This is a genomic window from Salinibacterium sp. SWN1162 (assembly GCF_015864675.1).
Lineage (GTDB): Bacteria > Actinomycetota > Actinomycetes > Actinomycetales > Microbacteriaceae > Rhodoglobus.
This window is the reverse complement of the sequence record NZ_JADYWT010000004.1, coordinates 1-18,468: the sequence shown is the minus strand read 5'-3', so window position 1 is coordinate 18,468 and position 18,468 is coordinate 1. Positions and strand designations below refer to the sequence as shown.

Here is an 18,468-nt window from a genome sequence, read left to right as displayed (position 1 = left end):
GCCGCGGAGGTAGGTAGAGAACGGGCGAAGAACAAGGGGAGGTCGCGCGGAACAAAGCCCGGGCGACCACTAGAGGGAGGGTCGTCCATTATGGCCTTGAGTATAGGACAAATTGCTGGGGAATAAACGACAGCTTTACCAACTCACGGGCAACGCTTTACCCTCCTCGTACCCTGCTGCCGACTGGATTCCCACGAGAGCGCGCTCACGAAACTCGCGCAGATTTGCCGCCCCAGCATAGGTGCACGAACTGCGCACCCCTGACGTGATCATGTCCACTAGGTCGTCAATAGAAGGGCGGGCGGGGTCGAGGTAGATCTTCGAACCCGAAATTCCCTCTGCGAAGAGTTCCTTGCGAGCAAGTTCGTAGGCATCGAGTCCTCCGAAACGAGCCCGCACTGCCTTCGTGGATGCCATACCCCAACTGGTTTTGTAGAGAGCGCCAGTATCGTCGGTGCGCAATTCTCCCGGCGCTTCGATCGTGCCGGCAAACCATGAGCCAATCATGACGGATGCTGCGCCGGCGGCGAGCGCGAGGGCAACGTCGCGGGGGTACCGTACCCCGCCATCGGCCCACACATGGGCGCCGAGCTCGCGTGCGGTCGCTGCGGTCTCGAGAACGGCGGAGAACTGTGGCCGACCGACCGCGGTCATCATGCGCGTCGTGCACATAGCGCCAGGGCCAACGCCGACCTTAATAATTGTGGCGCCCGCCGTCACGAGGTCGCGCACCGCGGCACTCGTCACGACGTTGCCCGCGACCAGAGGTACGCCCAAGTTGAGCGCTGCAACACTCTCAACAGCCCGCACCATTCCCTCTTGGTGGCCGTGCGCGGTGTCGAGAACGAGCGTGCTCGCGCCGGCAGCAACCAGAGCGCGGGCCTTCGCCGCAACGTCACCGTTGATTCCGAGTGCTGCAGCGACTGCGAGCTTGCCTTCACTGTCGAGCGCGGGCGTGTAGAGGGTGGAACGGAGCGCGCTCGTCTTGCTCGTGGTGCCGACGACCGTGCCCGCATCCACAACAGGGGCGAAATCGAGGTCACGCTCGACAAGCAGGTCAAAAAGCTCGCGGGCATTGCCAAAATCTGCGCGATCGATGGCGCGCAGGTCTCCGTCGGCGATATCGCCCAGTTCAGCACCGGGCAGTGCCGTGGCCAAACGTTCGGCGTGCACAACTCCGGCGAGCGCACCATCGTTCATCAATACGACACCATGACCCGGGAGCGGCGGAACCACGAGTAGGGCGTGTTCGACGGTGTCCTGCGGGGTCAAGAACACGGCGGAGTCGATATCGGTGGGTTGAGCGCGCACCCACGCCAGAGCATCCGCCATCTCAGTATCGCTAAGGTCTTGCGGCAGCACGCCGAGCCCACCACGACGAGCGAGACTGGCGGCCAAGCGCGGCCCGGTGACCGAATTCATATTTGAAGCGACGAGAGGGATCGTGGCCGACGTGCCATCTCCTGGCGCGAGCGAGACCGACATTCGGCTCCCCACCGCGGAGTGGCTCGGTACCAAAAACACGTCCGAGTAGGTCAAATCATGGGTGGGCGTGGTCTCGTAGAAATCCATGGTCACGAGCCTAAAGGTCACCACTCGAAAACAATCTGCAAAAAAGTCACGAAAATAACGAAGATCGCCGCCTCACGGCCAGCAGACGCACAACAAAGCGATTAACATTGGTGGGGATGTCTGGCGCGCAGATTGCGCGTCGTTTTTGTGAACACCAGAACTGAAAGTAGGCGGTTTGACGTGTCAGGCCAAGTAACCGGAATCGCAGCGGACGGAGACTCCTCGGGCGACTTCGGGGCCAACGAATGGTTGGTTGACGAGATGTACGCAAAGTACCTCGAAGACAAGAACCTTGTGGATGAGGCCTGGTGGCCCTTCCTCGAGAACTATCATCCGTCGAAAGATTCGACTCCCACCACGACGGCTCCCGCGGCGACGACGCCCACTGCCGCGGCCGCAGCACCGGCGACGACGCCCGCCGCTCCGCAGCCCGCCACCGCAGCTTCCCCCGCAGCCGCCGCAACACCCGTGGCGCCGGCAGCACCGGCAGCGGCACCCGCCGACAAGCCCTTCGTGGATGAGGCGAACCCCAGCACGGGTAGCCAGCCCATCGCCCGCACCACGTCGGTCGAGGCGAAGCCCCAACCGATCCCCGCCGAGGCGCCGACCACGACTCCGATCGAGACGCTGAAGGCTGAGGCTGCCGCCAAGCCGAAAACCGAGAACGTTGTTGCCCCGCTGCGTGGCGCTGCGAAGGCTCTTGCTTCGAACATGGACTCGAGCCTCACCGTTCCCACCGCCACGAGCGTTCGCACTATTCCGGCGAAGCTCATGATCGACAACCGTATTGTCATCAACAACCACCTCAAGCGTGCTCGCGGTGGAAAGGTGTCGTTCACCCACCTCATCGCCTGGGCGATCATCGAGACTCTCAAAGAGTTTCCGAGCCAGAACGTCTTCTACGATGAGCCCAACGGCAAGCCTTCGGTTGTCACTCCGGCCCACATCAACCTCGGCATCGCCATTGACATGCCGAAACCTGATGGCACTCGCGCGCTCGTAGTTCCCGGCATCAAGAATGCCGAGACCATGGGCTTTGGCGAGTTCCTCGCCGCTTACGAAGACGTTGTCTCGCGTGCCCGCGCTAACAAGCTGACCGGCCCCGACTACATGGGCAACACGATCTCTCTCACCAACCCGGGCGGTATCGGCACCGAGCATTCGGTCCCCCGCCTCATGCGTGGCTCAGGAACAATCGTTGGCGCTGGAGCGCTGGAGTACCCGGCCGAGTTCCAGGGAGCGAGCCTTCGAACCCTCACCGAACTCGGTATCGGCAAGACCGTTACCCTCACGAGCACCTACGACCACCGCGTCATTCAGGGTGCTGGTTCGGGTGAGTTCCTCAAGAAGATTCATGAGCGGCTCATCGGCGGCAACAACTTCTACGAAGACATCTTCGCGGCGTTGCGCATCCCGTACGACCCCATCCACTGGGCCAACGACATCAACGTCGACCTCGCCGACAACATCAACAAGACGTCGCGCGTTCACGAGCTCATCAACTCGTTCCGCGTTCGCGGTCATCTCATGGCTGACACCGATCCGCTCGAGTACCGTCAGCGTTCGCACCCCGACCTCGACATCTCGAGCCACGGACTTACGTTCTGGGACCTCGACCGCGAGTTCGTCACCGGCGGTTTCGGCGGCAAGCGTCAGGCGCTACTGCGCGAAATCCTTGGCACTCTGCGCGACGCCTACTGCCGCACTGTCGGTATTGAGTACATGCACATTCAGAACCCGGAACAGCGTCGCTGGATCCAGGATCACGTCGAGAAGCCGTACACCAAGCCGACCCACGACGAGCAGATGCGCATCTTGGGCAAGCTCAACGAAGCGGAAGCTTTCGAGACGTTCTTGCAGACCAAGTACGTCGGTCAAAAGCGCTTCAGTCTTGAAGGCGGCGAATCCACGATTGCGTTGCTGGATGCCGTCATTCAGAAGGCTGCCGAAGCTAATCTTGAAGAGGTTGCTATTGGCATGGCCCACCGTGGTCGCCTGAGCGTTCTCACCAACATCGCGGGAAAGACCTACGGTCAAATCTTCCGCGAGTTCGAGGGCACTCAAGACCCCCGTACTGTGCAGGGTTCGGGCGACGTCAAGTATCACCTGGGAACCGAGGGCACCTTCACCGCTGCTGACGGTCGTCAGATTCCGGTCTACCTCGCCGCCAACCCTTCGCATCTTGAGGCGGTCGATGGTGTGCTTGAGGGCATCGTTCGCGCCAAGCAAGACCGCCGCCCCATTGGTTCGTACGCGGTTCTGCCCGTAATGGTGCACGGAGACGCGGCGATGGCCGGTCAGGGCATCGTCGTGGAGATCTTGCAGATGTCACAGCTGCGCGCATACCGCACGGGTGGCACCATCCACGTCAACATCAACAACCAGGTTGGTTTCACGACGCCGCCGAGCGAGGGTCGCACCTCGCAGTACTCGACCGATGTCGCTAAGACTGTTCAGGCACCGATCTTCCACGTGAACGGTGACGACCCTGAGGCCGTCGTTCGCGTAGCGGAGCTCGCCTTCGCGTACCGCCAGAAGTTCCACCGCGACGTGGTTATCGACCTCATTTGTTACCGCCGCCGTGGCCACAACGAGGGAGACGACCCCTCGATGACGCAGCCGCTCATGTACAACCTGATCGAGGCCAAGCGCTCCGTTCGTACCCTCTACACCGAGGGTCTCGTTGGTCGTGGAGATATCACTCAGGAAGAGTACGAAGCCAGCCATCAGGACTTCCAAGACCGCCTCGAGCGTGCTTTCGCCGAAACGCATGCCGCTCAGACCGGTTCGATGCCGATCCTTACCAAGGACGGCAGCGGAGTCTCTGACCTTGAGCGTCCCGGCTCTCAACGTGACGACGCCATCGGCGAGCCCATCACCACAGGAATCGACGAAAGCGTTGTTCAGCTCATTGGCGACGCTCATGCCAACCCGCCAGCAAACTTCACCGTGCATAAGAAGCTTCAGGCGCTGCTCAAGAAGCGCACCGATATGAGCCGCAAGGGCGGAATCGACTGGGCCTTCGCCGAGTTGCTCGCGATCGGTTCTGTTCTCCTCGAGGGAACCCCGGTGCGTATGGCCGGTCAGGATGCTCGTCGAGGCACGTTTGTTCAGCGTCACGCCGTACTCCACGACCGCGAAAACGGTCAAGAGTGGCTGCCGCTGCAGAATCTCTCCGAGAACCAGTCACGCTTCTGGATCTACGATTCGCTGCTCAGCGAGTACGCGGCTCTCGGCTTCGAGTACGGCTACTCAGTAGAGCGTGCCGACGCTCTCGTGATGTGGGAAGCCCAGTTCGGTGACTTCGCCAACGGCGCACAAATCGTCGTGGATGAGTTCATCTCGAGCGCTGAGCAGAAGTGGGCACAACGCTCAAGTGTTGTCATGCTGCTGCCGCACGGCTACGAGGGTCAAGGCCCCGACCACTCCTCCGCCCGCATCGAGCGCTACCTTCAGATGTGTGCCGAGAACAACATGATCGTGGCTCGCCCGTCGACTCCGGCATCGTATTTCCACCTGCTGCGTCGTCAGGCTTACTCGCGTCCGCGCCGTCCCCTGATCGTGTTCACTCCCAAGGCGATGCTTCGCCTGCGCGGTGCCACGAGCGACGTTGCTGACTTCACGAGTGGCCGTTTCGAGCCCGTTCTTGACGACGTGCGTCTCGACGACAAGTCGGCCGTTACTCGGGTCATTGTCACATCGGGCAAGACGTACTACGACATCGTCGCCGAGCTCGACAAGCGCGAGATCAAGCACATCGCCGTCGTGCGCATGGAGCAGTTCTACCCGCTCCCCGTTACCGACATGACCACAGTGCTTGACCAGTACCCGAACGCTGACATTGTGTGGACTCAGGATGAGCCTGAGAACCAGGGCGCTTGGCCGTTCATCAGTCTGGAGCTGCAACGCCACATTCAGTCTCGTGACATCAAGCTCGCGTCACGTCCGGCATCCGCCTCACCGGCGACCGGTTCCTCGAAGCGCAGCGCTCTCGAGCAAGCCGAATTGATCGACCACGCGATTACCCAGCCGTAACCGCAACCGCGTTAACGAAAAGCGGGCATCCTCTTCGGAGGATGCCCGCTTTTCTGTGTCGTGATCACTGCACTCAGTTATTACTGCGCTCAGTGAGCACGGTGTGCCGGGAGCACTGGGCGTGCTCGGCGTTACAGTTCTTACTTCGCGTCTGCCAGCTTCGACAGAATCGCGCTTCGCAAATCATCGGGCGCTGTCTCGCGACAGGCCTGCTTCACCTTGAGCTTCAACGCGAGAGCAACGAGGTGTTCGCTCGAGCACGACTCGCAGTTGTCCAGATGATCAGAGACATCCTGAAAATCCGCTTCGTTCAGTTCGCGGTCGAGGTATTCCTCGAGTTCAGCTTTTGCTTTTTCGCAACCGCAGTCGGTCATTTGGTGCTCCTTGATGCTGCAGGCGTGCCGGGGGTGCGGTCACGCGCATAGTCGGCCAGTAGTTCACGCAACATGCGACGGCCACGGTGCAGTCGACTCATCACGGTGCCTACGGGGGTTTTCATGATGTCGGCGATCTCTTGATAGGAGAAGCCTTCGACGTCGGCGAAGTAGACCGCAAGGCGGAAGTCTTCGGGGATCGACTGCAGCGCATCCTTCACCGCACTATCCGGCAAGTGATCGATTGCTTCTGCTTCAGCCGAGCGCGTCGAGACGGATTGGGTGACCGACTCAGCGCCGCCCAATTGCCAATCTTCAAGTTCGTCAATAGTGCCCTGATAAGGGTTGCGCTGGTTCTTGCGATAAATATTGATGAACGTGTTGGTCTGGATGCGATACAGCCAGGCCTTCAGGTTCGTGCCTTGCTGAAATTGACCGAACGCCTGAAACGCTTTGATGAAGGTCTCTTGAACGAGATCTGCAGCGTCGGTGGGGTTGCGGGTCATGCGCATTGCGGCGCCGAAAAGCTGGTCCATAAAGGGCAGCGCCTGCTCTTCGAACTGTCGTCGCTTGTCGTCAGCGGCAGCTTCGGTGGCGCTGGGCTCAACTCTGTCGGTAGTCATTAGCGACAATTCTAGTTCGCTGATAACCACATCCTGCTGAGTACTCAGTACTGCTGTCATACGGGCGCCTCCTCCGTGGGGTCTTAAACGCCGATACTCTTAGTAACTGATGTTCGTATCTAAGTATTCCAACCCAGAGTTCAGCCCGTATGACGACGAGACGGTGCCAGACACCACGGTGCCCGGAAACTGGCCAGCACCGACCGTTACTCACGCCCTCTCGGCATCGCTGAGTTTGCCGGGCAGTAAGAGTCTCACGAACCGCGAATTAATCCTGGCGGCTCTTTCAGATGGCCCCTCGCGCCTGCATTCGCCGCTGCACTCGCGTGACAGTGCCCTGATGATCCAAGCCTTGCGGGCGCTCGGTGTCGCAATAACGGAGATCCCGACCGGCAATGCCTTCGGCCCCGACCTGCAGGTCACTCCGGGTGAGCTTGAGGGAGGAACCTCTATCGATTGTGGCCTTGCCGGCACCGTCATGCGCTTCCTTCCCCCCGTCGCTGCCCTCGCGCTTGGCCCCGTCGCGTTCGATGGCGATGAAGCGGCTCTTCGCCGCCCGATGCGCACCACTATTGACTCATTGCGCGCGTTGGGCGTCGATGTTTCCGACGATGGCCGCGGCACTCTTCCCTTCAGCCTGTATGGCATCGGCACGGTCGCCGGTGGCGAAGTCAGCATTGATGCTTCGGCATCCAGCCAGTTCGTTTCCGGGCTCTTGCTCGCAGCGGCCCGCTTCGAGAATGGCCTCACGCTGCGTCACACTGGCGAGAAGCTGCCGAGCATGCCGCACATTGAGATGACGATTGAGTGCCTCGCCGCTCGCGGTGTTGCCGTCGAGAGCCCCGAACCTGGTGTTTGGATTGTGCCCGCGGGGCCGATTCGCGCGATCGACGTCGTTCTCGAACCCGACCTTTCTAACGCTGCGCCTTTCTTGGCTGCCGCTGTTGTGGCCGGAGGTTCGGTCACGATTGAGGGCTGGCCTGAGATCACGACCCAGGTGGGCGCCGACCTTGAGCAGCTGCTCCCTCTCTTCGGCGCAACCGTGGTTCGCAAAGATGGCGCGCTCACGATCGATGGTGGTGTTGGCGTCGTCGGCGGCCAGCGCTACTCCGGGATCGAGCTCGACCTTTCGACCGGTGGCGAGCTCGCTCCCGCGATCGTCGCCCTAGCTGCTCTGGCCTCCTCTGCCAGCACGATCACCGGTATCGGCCACTTGCGCGGGCACGAGACTGACCGTCTTGCTGCTCTGCGCACCGAGATCAACGCGCTCGGCGGATCCGTCACCGAACTCGACGACGGGCTTCACATCGAGCCCGCCGCCCTGCACGGCGGTATCTGGCACAGCTACGAAGATCACCGGATGTCGACCGCCGGCGCCATTATTGGCCTCGCGATCGAGGGCGTGGAGATCGAGGGCATTGAGGCGACCGCTAAAACGCTCCCCCAGTTCCCTGAGCTGTGGCGCACACTCGTCGGCGATGCGCCCCTCACCACCAACACTCTCGGGCTGCTCTAACGATGAGCTGGCTCACCGGCGACGACGACGATGACGACCGCGCGTACAGCGAATACGACGAGAGTTCGGTGCGCATGCGCCCGAACCCCAAGGCCAACAAGCCCCGCAGCAAGATTCGTCCGCAGCATTCGGATGCCATCGAGGGTCGCGTGTTCAGCGTGGACCGTGGCCGCTACGGCGTGTGGGTAGCCGAGGGAACCCCTGAGGAGCGCCAAATCATCGCGGCACGCGCTCGCGAGCTCGGCCGCAACCAGCACGGCAAAGTTTCCGTCGTCACCGGCGACTGGGTTGACCTTGTGGGCGACACGAGCGGAACCGAAGGCACACTCTCGCGCATCGTGCGCATTCGCGAACGCACCACGCTGCTGCGCCGAAGCGCCGATGATACGGATGCCGTAGAACGCATCATTGTCGCCAACGCCGATCAGATGCTCATCGTTGTTGCCGCGGCTGACCCCGAGCCGCGACCGCGACTCGTCGACCGCTATCTCGTTGCTGCCTACGATGCGGGAATCGATCCGATTCTGTGCATTACCAAAACTGACTTGCAGGATCCCGCGCCGTTTTTGCAAAATTTCGCCGGTCTTGATCTGAAGGTCATCGCAAGCCGCTCTGACGAGGTTCCTCTCGACGAGTTGAGGGCTGCCTTGGAAGGCCATACGACGGTTGCCGTTGGCCATTCGGGTGTCGGCAAATCCACACTCGTCAATGCGCTGGTGCCGGACGCTAACCGTGCCGTCGGGCGCGTCAATTCGGTGACCGGCCGCGGTCGTCATACCTCATCGTCGACGATGTCGTATCGAGTGGGTTCTGGGTGGGTCGTCGATACTCCGGGCGTGCGCTCGTTTGGACTCGGGCACATCGACCCGAGCAAGATTCTTTCGTCGTTCACCGATCTCGCCGAACTGGCTGAAGACTGCCCCCGCGGCTGCACCCACTTACCGGATGCCCCCGACTGCGCTATTTCCGAGGCTGTTGCTGCTGGCGCTCTCGGCGAGGTCGGCCGGCTGCGTCTGGACTCATTCCAGCGGCTCATTACGACACTCGGTTCCGCTAGCGTGTAGCTGTGACCGAATACACTCTCGCCGACGATCTTTCCCTTGCCCTCGCTCTCGCGGGCGACGCTGACCTCATCTCCCTCGATCGCTTCACTGCGCTCGATCTCGAGGTCACGACGAAGCCTGACCGCACTCCGGTTACAGATGCTGACAAAGCTGTGGAGCGCAGCATCCGTGCGGGCATCGCCGCTGCACGACCGGGCGACTCGATTCTCGGTGAAGAGTACGGCGAGGCCGGTGACTCGAACCGCCAGTGGATCATCGACCCCATCGACGGCACCTCCAATTTTTTGCGCGGGGTCCCGATTTGGGGCACTCTCATTTCGCTCGTCATTGATGGCGTACCGCAGGTTGGTGTGGTCAGCTCTCCGGCCCTCGGCAAGCGCTGGTGGGCCGCGACCGGTCACGGCGCCTTCGCACAGGCCCGCGATGGAGAGCCCGAGCAGATCTTCGTGAGCAAAGTGGCCGGGTTAGACGCCGCATCCATCAGCTACAACAGCTTGTCGGGCTGGGATGGCGCTGGCCGATTGGATGCCGCTGTCGCACTCACTCGCGCCACGTGGCGTTCACGCGCGATCGGTGATATGTGGGCGTACATGTTGCTGGCCGAAGGGGCATTAGACCTCGTGGGCGAGTTTGATTTACAGCCCTACGACATGGCAGCGCTCATCCCGATCGTGCAGGAGGCCGGTGGCCGCTTCACCTCGGTGGACGGCGAAGAGGGTCCGTGGCACGGCAGCGCGCTCGCTACCAACGGCATTCTTCATAACGATTCGTTGAACTTTCTCCGTTCTCATTAGCAGTTCACCCCTTTTCGTTACCTGTGAAAAGGCTGTGTTCGCTAAGATTGTCGGGTACTAAGCGCGACACATTCACACGAAAGAGACCCACTTTTATGACGACTGAGACAATCTGGCGCCGCACGATCGCGATCGCCGCGGTTGCCGCCGCCGCTGTAGTCCTGAGCGGATGCAGCATCCTCGACCAGGTCACTGACGAGATCAGTGACGCTGTCGATCCGGGCGCCGGCACCACTCAGGACATCTTCACCCTCGTCGTTGGCGACTGTGAAGTGGGCAACCAGGACGGTGGAGAGGTCTCCAGCACGAAGACCATCGACTGCGCTGAGCCTCACGATGCCGAGGTATACACCGCTTCGTACCTCGAGGATGGCGACTTCCCCGGTGACAGTGTCATCGAAGAGCAGGCCACGAATGATTGCTACGCCGGGTTCAGCAGCTTCATGGGCGTCGAGTACGAAGACTCGGTCTACGACTTCTCTTGGTACTACCCCACCGAGGGCAGCTGGTCAGAGGGCGATCGTGAGATCCTCTGCCTCGTCTATGACCCCGCGGGAAATGAAATCACCGGTTCGCTCGCGGACTCGGGTTTGTAACAGCTCTGTGGTGAATTAGTCACCTTGGAACGGTCGGCGGAGGAACTCTCTTCGCCGGCCGTTCTTTCGTTCCGGGAAGAACACCGTCGCCGCCAGCGTTGCATTGTGTGCCTCCATACGAAACGCTGGAAGCACGACAGAACAGGGCGGTAACGAACCATGAAGATCGAATTTCCCGGCTCCACCGGCACCATGCTCGCCGCCCGCCTTGACCTTCCCGAGGGATTACCTTCGGCGTACGCACTTTTTGCCCACTGCTTCACTTGCTCCAAGGATTCCTTCGCCGCCTCGCGCATCTCACGCGCTCTCGTCGCTTATGGCATCGCCGTGTTGCGCTTCGACTTCACCGGTCTAGGCGGATCAGATGGAGACTTTTCGAACACCAACTTCAGTTCGAACATTGACGATGTCGTGGCCGCCACTGAGTATCTCCGCGACAACTACCGGGCGCCGACCATTCTCATTGGACATTCCTTGGGCGGTGCCGCGGTACTCGCCGCCGCTCACCGAGTTCCCTCGACCCGCGCGGTCGCGACTCTCGGCAGCCCGAGCGATCCGGCCCACATCAGCAACCTATTCGCTGACGCGAGCGCCGAGATCGTCGCCGAGGGCGAAGCTAATGTGCAGTTGGGTGGGCGCCCTTTCCGCATCCGCAAACAACTACTCGATGACATCGCCGCCCAGCCCCAAGCGGCACGCCTGCGCGAGTTGAACGCAGCCCTGCTCGTACTGCACTCCCCGATCGACCAAACCGTCGGGGTTGATAACGCCCGCGAGATCTTCGACGCTGCACGGCATCCCAAGTCCTTCGTGGCTCTGGATGGGGCTGATCACCTCTTGAGTGACCGTGACGATGCCACGTTCGCAGCAAGCATGATTGCCGCCTGGGCGGCGCGCTACGCTTTCGATCGCTCCAATGCTTCGGCTGGTGTTTCGGCCTCAGCCGCACAGCGCACCTCAGTCCCGGCGGAGCCTGCACCCTCAACCACAACCGCGACCACGACCGCAACCGGCGCAGCACCGAGCGTAAACCCCAGCGCAACCGTGACCGTCGATGGCAGCGCTGTCATTGTCACCGAGAGCGGTCCGGCGCGATACGAGCAGCGGGTCTTCGCTTCCGGCCACGAAATTATCGCCGATGAGCCGCAACCGCTCAGCGAGAACCACGGGGCCGCTCCCTACGATTTCATTCTGGCGGGTCTTGGTACCTGCACCTCGATAACTATCCGTATGTACGCGGACCGCAAGAAGATACCGCTCACCGGCGTCAGCGTGCGACTCATGCGCGAACGAATCGCTGCGGCAGACTGCGACCACTGTACGTCAACTGAGGGAATGGTTGAGCACTTCACGCGCGAACTCACTTTCGACGGCGAACTCACCGACGAGCAACGCGACTCGCTCCTCGTGATCGCCGATAAGTGCCCCGTTCACCGCTCTCTCGAGGGTGAAATCTCAATAACCACGACACTCACTGGCACTCAGTAGCCCAGACAGATACAGTAGTTAGGCAACCCTAACTTTCTACTGAAACGAGAAGGCGCTTCGCGCCCACCACCCATGACTTTCGAACGCGACTCCGTCAAACACCCCATGGCTGCCCGCCGCCTCACCGTGAGCGCTGTGAACTACCCCGTCCCCTCGATCGCCCGCATCACCCTCAGCGGTGGTGAGCTCGAAGGCTTTGTGAGCAGCGGGCCGACCGATCACGTCAAAGCTTTCTTTCCGGACCCCGCCACTGGCGTTCTCACGGCGCCGATCATGACTGAAGATGGCCTCAAGCGCGTCGGTGATGGCAAGGTCTTCTCCCGCGACTACACCCCGCTCGGGTTCCGCAGCCACGATGGGCACTACGAACTCGACATCGACTTCGTGGTCCACGGCGACGAAGGTCCCGCATCCGCTTGGGCTGGCAAAGCTCGCGTTGGTGACGAAATTGTGATTGCAGGCCCGCGCGGCTCGAAGTTTCTTCCCCAGGGTGCAACCCATGTCATCCTGATCGCAGACGAGACCGCCTTACCCTCGGCATCGCGCTGGATCGACATGCTTCCCACGTCGGTGCACATCACCGGGTTGTTCGATGTCGCTGACGAAAGCGTGGAGAGCTACTTCAGCGACGAGCTCAAGGCACGCATGTCAGCTGAATGGTTTTACCGTCGCGACGGTCTGGGCCAGCTGGAAGCGGCATTGCGTGCCCTCGGCGAGATCGGCGAAACAACCTTTGTGTTCCTCGCAGGCGAGGCGACGACCCTCGTTCCACTGCGGCGATACCTTCGCCGTGAACTGGGACTGCCCAAACAGCAAGTAACTGCCGACGGCTACTGGCGTCGCGGCGTGACCGATGCCGACCACCACGCCCCCATCGATCCGAGCGACCCCGAAGACTAGCGAGCACAGCGGGCACGCGCGAGCACGGCCGTTGCGCACTCGCGCGCGCTCGCCTGAGCACGAAGTTGCTGTCCAGTTCTCCGGTCACGAAATGCGCCCCGAGTGTATGCTGAGGGCACAAGTGAACAGCCGTCATTCCGCCGCGGGAGAGTCCTTCCGATCGTGGGTTGGCGCCGTAGGAGCAAACCCTCTCCGGGAATCTCTCAGGCCCCAGTACCGCAGTGGATAGGCAACTCTGAAAAGTAGTCGGCCCAGCCCGACTCGCCGACGGGGCAACGCAACGCCACAAGCGTGCGGAAACTCTCAGGCCCGATACAGAGCGGAGAGGACTCGACGACACCCGCACGACGTTGTGTGGTGAAGAAACGGAGTCACCGTGGCCATTCGCAATCTGACCCCCACCACCGAAGTCCCGACCGCCTCTCTCGAAGAAGTGCCCCTCAGCAGCTTCGATCTGTTCACTGTCGGCATCGGCCCTTCCAGCTCGCACACCGTCGGCCCCATGCGCGCAGCGGCATCTTTTGCCGCCGATCTTTCAGAGCATGGGATGCTCGACTCCGTCGCCACAGTGAGCGTGCGCCTCTACGGCTCTCTTGCTGCAACCGGCGCCGGCCACGGCACGATGAGTGCCGTGCTCATAGGGCTCGAAGGCAACCTTCCCGACCGGGTCCTGCCTGCTGAGATGGAAAAGATTCTGGCAAGAATCGAAGAGTCGGGAATGCTCAGCTTGGCGGGGAGTCGCGAAGTACCGTTGCGCGAGTCTGGGATTGCACTCCACCCGCTGACCGTTCTCGACGGGCATCCGAACGGTATGCGTTTTGCTGCGTTTTCGGATGCCGGCGAGCCCGTTCTCGAGGCGACCTACTTCTCCATCGGCGGGGGTTTCATCTATCGGGAGGGAGACAACCGCGATGGCGCCAACAGCCTTGACCACATCGCGGACCCGCTCCCCTTTCGCACGGCAGCTCAGCTGCTCGCGCACTGCCGCTCCGAGGGTCTTCCCTTCAGCGGCGTGATGCTGCGAAACGAACTCGCGCGCCGCACTGAAGCCGACGTGCGCGCCGGGCTGCTGCACATCCGGGATGTCATGGACGAGTGCAAGAACAACAGCCTCGAGCGCACGGGTAACCTGCCTGGCACGCTCAAGGTTCGTCGCCGCGCTCCCGACTGGCACGCGCGACTGCGAAAGGAAGACCCGAACCGCGACCCGGCATTTTGGCAGGAGTGGGTCAATCTCGTGGCTCTGGCCGTCAACGAAGAGAATGCCTCCGGTGGCCGCGTCGTCACTGCACCGACCAACGGTGCCGCCGGCATTATCCCCGCCGTGCTCTTCTACGCGACACATTATGCTCCTGGCATGAAAGATGCAGACCAGGCGATGAAGGATGACGCTACCGTGCGCTTCTTGCTGGCCAGCGCCGCCGTGGGCGTGCTCTATAAGCGCATGGCGTCCATCTCGGGCGCTGAGGTCGGATGCCAGGGAGAGGTTGGCTCAGCCTCGTCGATGGCTGCTGCAGGCTTGGCCGAGATTCTCGGCGGAACGCCCGAGCAGGTCGAGAACGCGGCCGAGATCGCGATGGAACACAATCTGGGCCTCACGTGCGACCCGATCGGCGGCCTCGTGCAGATTCCGTGCATTGAGCGCAATGCCATTGCCGCCGCTAAGGCCATCAACGCCGCGAAAATGGCGCTGTGGGGAGACGGAACTCACCGAGTTTCGCTCGACGAGGTCATCATCACGATGGCCGAGACCGGCAAAGACATGAGCTCGCGCTATAAAGAGACGTCGATGGGCGGTCTCGCCGTCAACGTCGTCGAGTGCTAGGAGCAAGTCACGCGCGACGGGCCTTAGCTGCCGTCGCGCCGGTCCACGCCCCGCGCGACCAGCGCGACTAGCGCGACTAGCGCGAAGAAATTCGCGGCACACGGCGATACTTCTAGGCGCGCGTGTACCTCAGAAGCAGTGTGCCATCCGCTGCACTGAACGCATGGGCGAGCATCATGTCTTGAGGCGTTGCCTCCGCAGCGTCAACGATCCGGCGCGCTGAGCCGCCTTCGAGTCGCGGGCTTATGGTCAGGCACAGTTCGTCGACCACTCCCTGCGCGATCATCGTGGCGAACAGAGTCGGCCCGCCCTCACTGTGCAATTGCGGATACCCACGCTCGGCCAGCGCATGCTTGAGCTCGACCGTGTCGACTTGGGAGTCTCCCGCAATAATCACGTCGGCCACTTCCTCGATACGCTTCCGTTGCTCGGCCGAGGCTTTCTCGGTGGTGACAACGAACGGCCGCGTGGCGTACGACTTGAGGTCTTTCGGTTCCAGTCGCAGCGATGCGGTCACGATAGCAAAGGGCGGCTGGGCACTGAGGCCGTTAGCGGTACGCCAGGCTACTGACTCCTCGTCGAGAGCGAGATTTCGGTAGCCCTCGTGACGCACGGTGCCAGCACCGACCACGATGACATCCGCTAGCCGGCGCAGCAGCGGAAACACTCGTCCGTCGGCCGGTGTGCCCAAGCCGCCCGAGACACCCTCGTGAGTAGCCGCTCCATCGATGCTCGAGACGAAGTTGGCGCGCAGCCATGGCTTCGCACGCTCCGCCGCCGCGTAGCTTGCGAGCAGCTGCTCATCGGTCAGAGCGACTCCTGCAGTAAGGGAATGGATGTCGGATGCAGCGGCCACGGTCTACCTTTCGTTGGCTTCGGACATATTGTGCTTGAGCAACGCCGGTTGCCGGAGCCCAAGAATCGCTTCTGCCATTCGAACGGCATCCACGGTCTCCGCTACCTCATGAGCGCGCACGACGCGCGCGCCATTGAGCACACAGGCAACGGCAGCGGCCAACGAGCCCGCAAGCCGCTCCCGCTTCGGTTTCTCCAACACCTCACCGATGAAGTCCTTATTCGACAGCGCGACGAGTGTCGGAAGCCCCAAGTCGGCAATAACGTCGAGCCGGCGCGTGAGCTCAAGGCTATGAAGAGTGTTCTTGTTGAGGTCGTGACCGGGATCGACAAAGAGACGGTCGTCCGGAACACCAGCGTCCATCGCCCGATCCACGCGGCTCTGGAGAAAGTCACGCACTTCGATAGCAACATCGTCGTACTGCGGACGAGCAAATTGGGTTCGCGGTTGAGCCCGCGAGTGCACCAACACCAACGACGCTTCGCTGTCGGCTACGACGCGAGCTAAATCGGGATCGCTGAGTCCCGTGGTGTCGTTGATCACGGTTGCCCCGGCGGCGATACTGCGGCGCGCCACTTCAGCGTGGAAAGTGTCGACTGAGATCACGACGTCGGATTCTGCTCGCAATGCTTCCACGACCGGAACAACGCGATCACACTCGTCCTCAACGCTCAGCTGATCGCCCGGAGCAAACGGCACTCCCCCGATATCGATCCAATCCGCGCCATCATGGACCGCACGCAACGACGCCGAAACGGCGTCCTCGAGGGCGTAGTTGACGCCGGCATCGTAGAAGGAATCAGGCGTGCGGTTGACAATTGCCATCACCGCCACGCGCTGCGAAAAGTCGAAGGTTCGATCACCGATGGTGCGGCGCGGGTTTCGCAACGGGGGGAGCATAAAACTCATACTCCCTATACTGGGCGACGATACTGACAACTCCATTCGAATCATAGAATTCACAACGAGAAGCTGGCCACTGTCGCACCACGTCAGGTCCACGCTCAGCGAGAAAGGGCTGCGGATGACCGACGTGACCATTGCCCGCATCTATGAGCAGCCGCGGGCCGCCGATGGTTTCCGCGTCCTAGTTGATCGCTTGTGGCCCCGCGGCGTGAGCAAGCGGGCGGCACAAGTCGACGAGTGGAACAAAGATCTCGCCCCCAGCACCGCGCTCCGCATCTGGTGGAACCATGACGCCGACATGTTCGATGACTTCGCAACTCGTTATCGAGCGGAGTTAGACGAGCGTCTGGAGGTCGCGGCTGCCATCGAACAACTGCGCACCCACCACACGGTGACTCTGCTCTATGCCGCGCGGGATCCCGAGATCAACCACGCGATCATTCTCCGCGACTATGTCTTACGCGCTCTCGCGGTCGAGTAGGCCTGAGCTAGGCGCCCTTCGCGGTGCGCTACGAGCGGGACAGCAGCAACACGCCGGCGATAACGGATGCCGCAGCAATCGCGAGAGCGATGCCGAGGAGCACCGCGTGGACGCGGTAGAACGCGGTCGTCCCGCCCGCCGCATCCCGAGCTCGCGAGTCACTACTGACTCTCTTGAAGAAGCGAGGCCAGGCCACCACGTTGAACAGTGCACTGACAAAAAGAACGATTGCCGCAAACAACTCCATGCGCTCAAGCCTACGCCCGCGCCCCGATTCCCCCGGGCGCGTTGGCTATGCGCGACAATGGTCGAATGCCTGAATTCACCCTTCGCGGAGGACCTGGAGCCAGCATCCACGCTGAGCTCGAGGCCAAACGTTCCCGTTTCCTCTGCACAGTCGTGCGGGTCGCGACGGAGGACGACGCCCGCGATGTCATCGAACTCGCGCGCAAGACCCACTGGGACGCTCGCCATCACTGCTCAGCGTTCGTCCTTGGCTCCACAACAGAACCGTCACAGGTGCGGCGCTCCAACGACGACGGCGAGCCCTCTGGCACCGCGGGGAGGCCGATCCTCGATGTTCTCACCGGTCGCAATCTCATCGACTGTGTTGCGGTCGTGTCACGCTACTTCGGCGGAACCTTGCTGGGCACGGGAGGGCTCATTCGCGCCTACTCTGATGCTGCGGCGCACGCTGTCGACGCCGCCCGTGAAGCACACCGTCTTGTGGCGCGCGAACGCCGCGATATCTTTCACTTATCGCTGGGACATGCGGATGCCGGACGCATCGAAGCAGAGCTCCGTCACCAGGGAATCACGGTGCTCGGCACGGACTATGGCGCGCGGGCCGTACTCACGCTAGCGACGGATGCGGGGAGCACCGCTGACCTCTCTGCCCGCGTCGCGGCTGTCACAGCTGGGGCGGCCCGTATCGAGCCCGCTGGCTCGGAATGGGTGGATGCTGAGCCCGAGTAAGAACTCGGGTCAATCACCCTTTCTTCCGGAATGCCAGGCACCTACAACTCGGCGCTGTCACGTCCGGTTACCGTCGCGTCTGAGAACGGTCGTTAACGCAAGAAAGCCACCCGGTAGAAGTACTTTTCAGTACCCCCACGGGTGGCTTTCTCACAATTTAAGTCCGGCGGTGTCCTACTCTCCCACAAGGTCCCCCTTGCAGTACCATCGGCGCAGAGAGTCTTAGCTTCCGGGTTCGGAATGTAACCGGGCGTTTCCCTCTCGCTATGGCCGCCGAAACACTATTGATTTATGTATCAGTCTGGGCCAGAAACATGCTCCGACACTGCCCCGAAGGACATGTGCCTAGCTGTGTTAGCTGGGCGCAGTTCCCGACCGTAAATCGGGAACCACAAAGTGGACGCGAGAATTCTTCTCAGTCACCATTCACATCCGAAGATGTCAGTGAGGTGGGGTGTTATCA

16 protein-coding genes, 1 rRNA gene and 1 riboswitch are annotated in these 18,468 nt (G+C 61.7%); of the genes, 10 read left to right on the top strand and 7 right to left on the bottom strand.

Annotation, left to right across the window (positions count from 1 at the left end):
• Window positions 1-135 precede the first annotated feature (135 nt).
• Window positions 136-1,572, bottom strand: a complete 1,437-nt coding sequence (locus tag I6E58_RS12970) for a GuaB1 family IMP dehydrogenase-related protein (RefSeq protein ID WP_197134458.1) — start codon at window positions 1,570-1,572, stop codon at window positions 136-138.
• 180 nt (window positions 1,573-1,752) lie between these two features.
• Here I6E58_RS12970 and I6E58_RS12965 point away from each other — a divergent pair, with 180 nt between their 5' ends.
• On the top strand, window positions 1,753-5,607 hold the full coding sequence (locus tag I6E58_RS12965; protein WP_197134455.1) for a multifunctional oxoglutarate decarboxylase/oxoglutarate dehydrogenase thiamine pyrophosphate-binding subunit/dihydrolipoyllysine-residue succinyltransferase subunit: 3,855 nt from the start codon (window positions 1,753-1,755) through the stop codon (window positions 5,605-5,607).
• A gap of 140 nt (window positions 5,608-5,747) precedes the next feature.
• Here the strand turns inward: I6E58_RS12965 and I6E58_RS12960 are convergent, their stop codons facing one another.
• Both I6E58_RS12960 and I6E58_RS12955 read right to left on the bottom strand, forming a co-directional pair.
• Window positions 5,748-5,981, bottom strand: a complete 234-nt coding sequence (locus tag I6E58_RS12960) for an anti-sigma factor (RefSeq protein WP_129071152.1) — start codon at window positions 5,979-5,981, stop codon at window positions 5,748-5,750.
• Window positions 5,978-6,604: a sigma-70 family RNA polymerase sigma factor gene (locus I6E58_RS12955; RefSeq protein ID WP_231595736.1), complete on the bottom strand. Its 627-nt coding sequence runs from the start codon at window positions 6,602-6,604 to the stop codon at window positions 5,978-5,980. The genes I6E58_RS12960 and I6E58_RS12955 overlap by 4 nt, the downstream gene beginning before the upstream one ends.
• A gap of 109 nt (window positions 6,605-6,713) precedes the next feature.
• On the opposite strand from I6E58_RS12955, the gene aroA reads away from it, so the two are divergent.
• The 7 genes from aroA to I6E58_RS12920 all read left to right on the top strand — a co-directional run bounded on the left by aroA (window position 6,714) and on the right by I6E58_RS12920 (window position 14,787).
• Entirely contained in the window at window positions 6,714-8,120 is a 1,407-nt protein-coding gene (gene aroA / locus I6E58_RS12950; RefSeq protein WP_197134452.1) for a 3-phosphoshikimate 1-carboxyvinyltransferase, read from the top strand.
• A 2-nt stretch (window positions 8,121-8,122) separates the two neighbouring features.
• Window positions 8,123-9,184 carry a ribosome small subunit-dependent GTPase A gene (gene rsgA / locus I6E58_RS12945; RefSeq protein ID WP_197134450.1) on the top strand — a complete coding sequence of 354 codons (1,062 nt, stop codon included), beginning with the start codon at window positions 8,123-8,125 and terminating at the stop codon, window positions 9,182-9,184.
• 2 nt (window positions 9,185-9,186) lie between these two features.
• Window positions 9,187-9,978, top strand: a complete 792-nt coding sequence (locus tag I6E58_RS12940; RefSeq protein WP_197134448.1) for an inositol monophosphatase family protein — start codon at window positions 9,187-9,189, stop codon at window positions 9,976-9,978.
• A gap of 95 nt (window positions 9,979-10,073) precedes the next feature.
• Window positions 10,074-10,574 (top strand): septum formation family protein, encoded by a 501-nt coding sequence (locus I6E58_RS12935; protein WP_197134446.1) that lies wholly within the window; start codon window positions 10,074-10,076, stop codon window positions 10,572-10,574.
• Window positions 10,575-10,733: 159 nt separating this feature from the next.
• Window positions 10,734-12,062, top strand: coding sequence for a bifunctional alpha/beta hydrolase/OsmC family protein (locus tag I6E58_RS12930; protein ID WP_197134444.1), 1,329 nt, complete (start codon window positions 10,734-10,736; stop codon window positions 12,060-12,062).
• Window positions 12,063-12,134: 72 nt separating this feature from the next.
• Window positions 12,135-12,962, top strand: coding sequence for a siderophore-interacting protein (locus I6E58_RS12925; protein ID WP_197134442.1), 828 nt, complete (start codon window positions 12,135-12,137; stop codon window positions 12,960-12,962).
• A 133-nt stretch (window positions 12,963-13,095) separates the two neighbouring features.
• Window positions 13,096-13,191: riboswitch (glycine riboswitch) on the top strand.
• A 147-nt stretch (window positions 13,192-13,338) separates the two neighbouring features.
• Window positions 13,339-14,787, top strand: coding sequence for an L-serine ammonia-lyase (locus tag I6E58_RS12920; RefSeq protein ID WP_374189199.1), 1,449 nt, complete (start codon window positions 13,339-13,341; stop codon window positions 14,785-14,787).
• Window positions 14,788-14,899: 112 nt separating this feature from the next.
• On the opposite strand, the gene I6E58_RS12915 is transcribed toward I6E58_RS12920, so the two are convergent.
• Both I6E58_RS12915 and folP read right to left on the bottom strand, forming a co-directional pair.
• Complete coding sequence (locus I6E58_RS12915; RefSeq protein ID WP_197134441.1) at window positions 14,900-15,643, bottom strand: pyrimidine reductase family protein; 744 nt, start codon at window positions 15,641-15,643, stop codon at window positions 14,900-14,902.
• A gap of 3 nt (window positions 15,644-15,646) precedes the next feature.
• On the bottom strand, window positions 15,647-16,552 hold the full coding sequence (gene folP, locus I6E58_RS12910; RefSeq protein ID WP_197134439.1) for a dihydropteroate synthase: 906 nt from the start codon (window positions 16,550-16,552) through the stop codon (window positions 15,647-15,649).
• A 115-nt stretch (window positions 16,553-16,667) separates the two neighbouring features.
• Here folP and I6E58_RS12905 point away from each other — a divergent pair, with 115 nt between their 5' ends.
• A complete protein-coding gene (locus I6E58_RS12905; RefSeq protein ID WP_197134437.1) occupies window positions 16,668-17,030 on the top strand; it encodes a DUF488 domain-containing protein in 363 nt (120 codons plus the stop codon).
• Window positions 17,031-17,058: 28 nt separating this feature from the next.
• On the opposite strand, the gene I6E58_RS12900 is transcribed toward I6E58_RS12905, so the two are convergent.
• Window positions 17,059-17,277: an SCO4848 family membrane protein gene (locus I6E58_RS12900; protein WP_129071164.1), complete on the bottom strand. Its 219-nt coding sequence runs from the start codon at window positions 17,275-17,277 to the stop codon at window positions 17,059-17,061.
• Window positions 17,278-17,342: 65 nt separating this feature from the next.
• Between I6E58_RS12900 and I6E58_RS12895 the strand changes: the two genes are divergently transcribed.
• The gene (locus I6E58_RS12895) at window positions 17,343-18,005 is read left to right on the top strand and encodes a YigZ family protein (protein ID WP_197134435.1); all 663 of its coding nucleotides are present in this window, start codon (window positions 17,343-17,345) and stop codon (window positions 18,003-18,005) included.
• 161 nt (window positions 18,006-18,166) lie between these two features.
• Here the strand turns inward: I6E58_RS12895 and rrf are convergent.
• Window positions 18,167-18,283, bottom strand: a 5S ribosomal RNA gene (rrf, locus tag I6E58_RS12890).
• Window positions 18,284-18,468 lie beyond the last annotated feature (185 nt).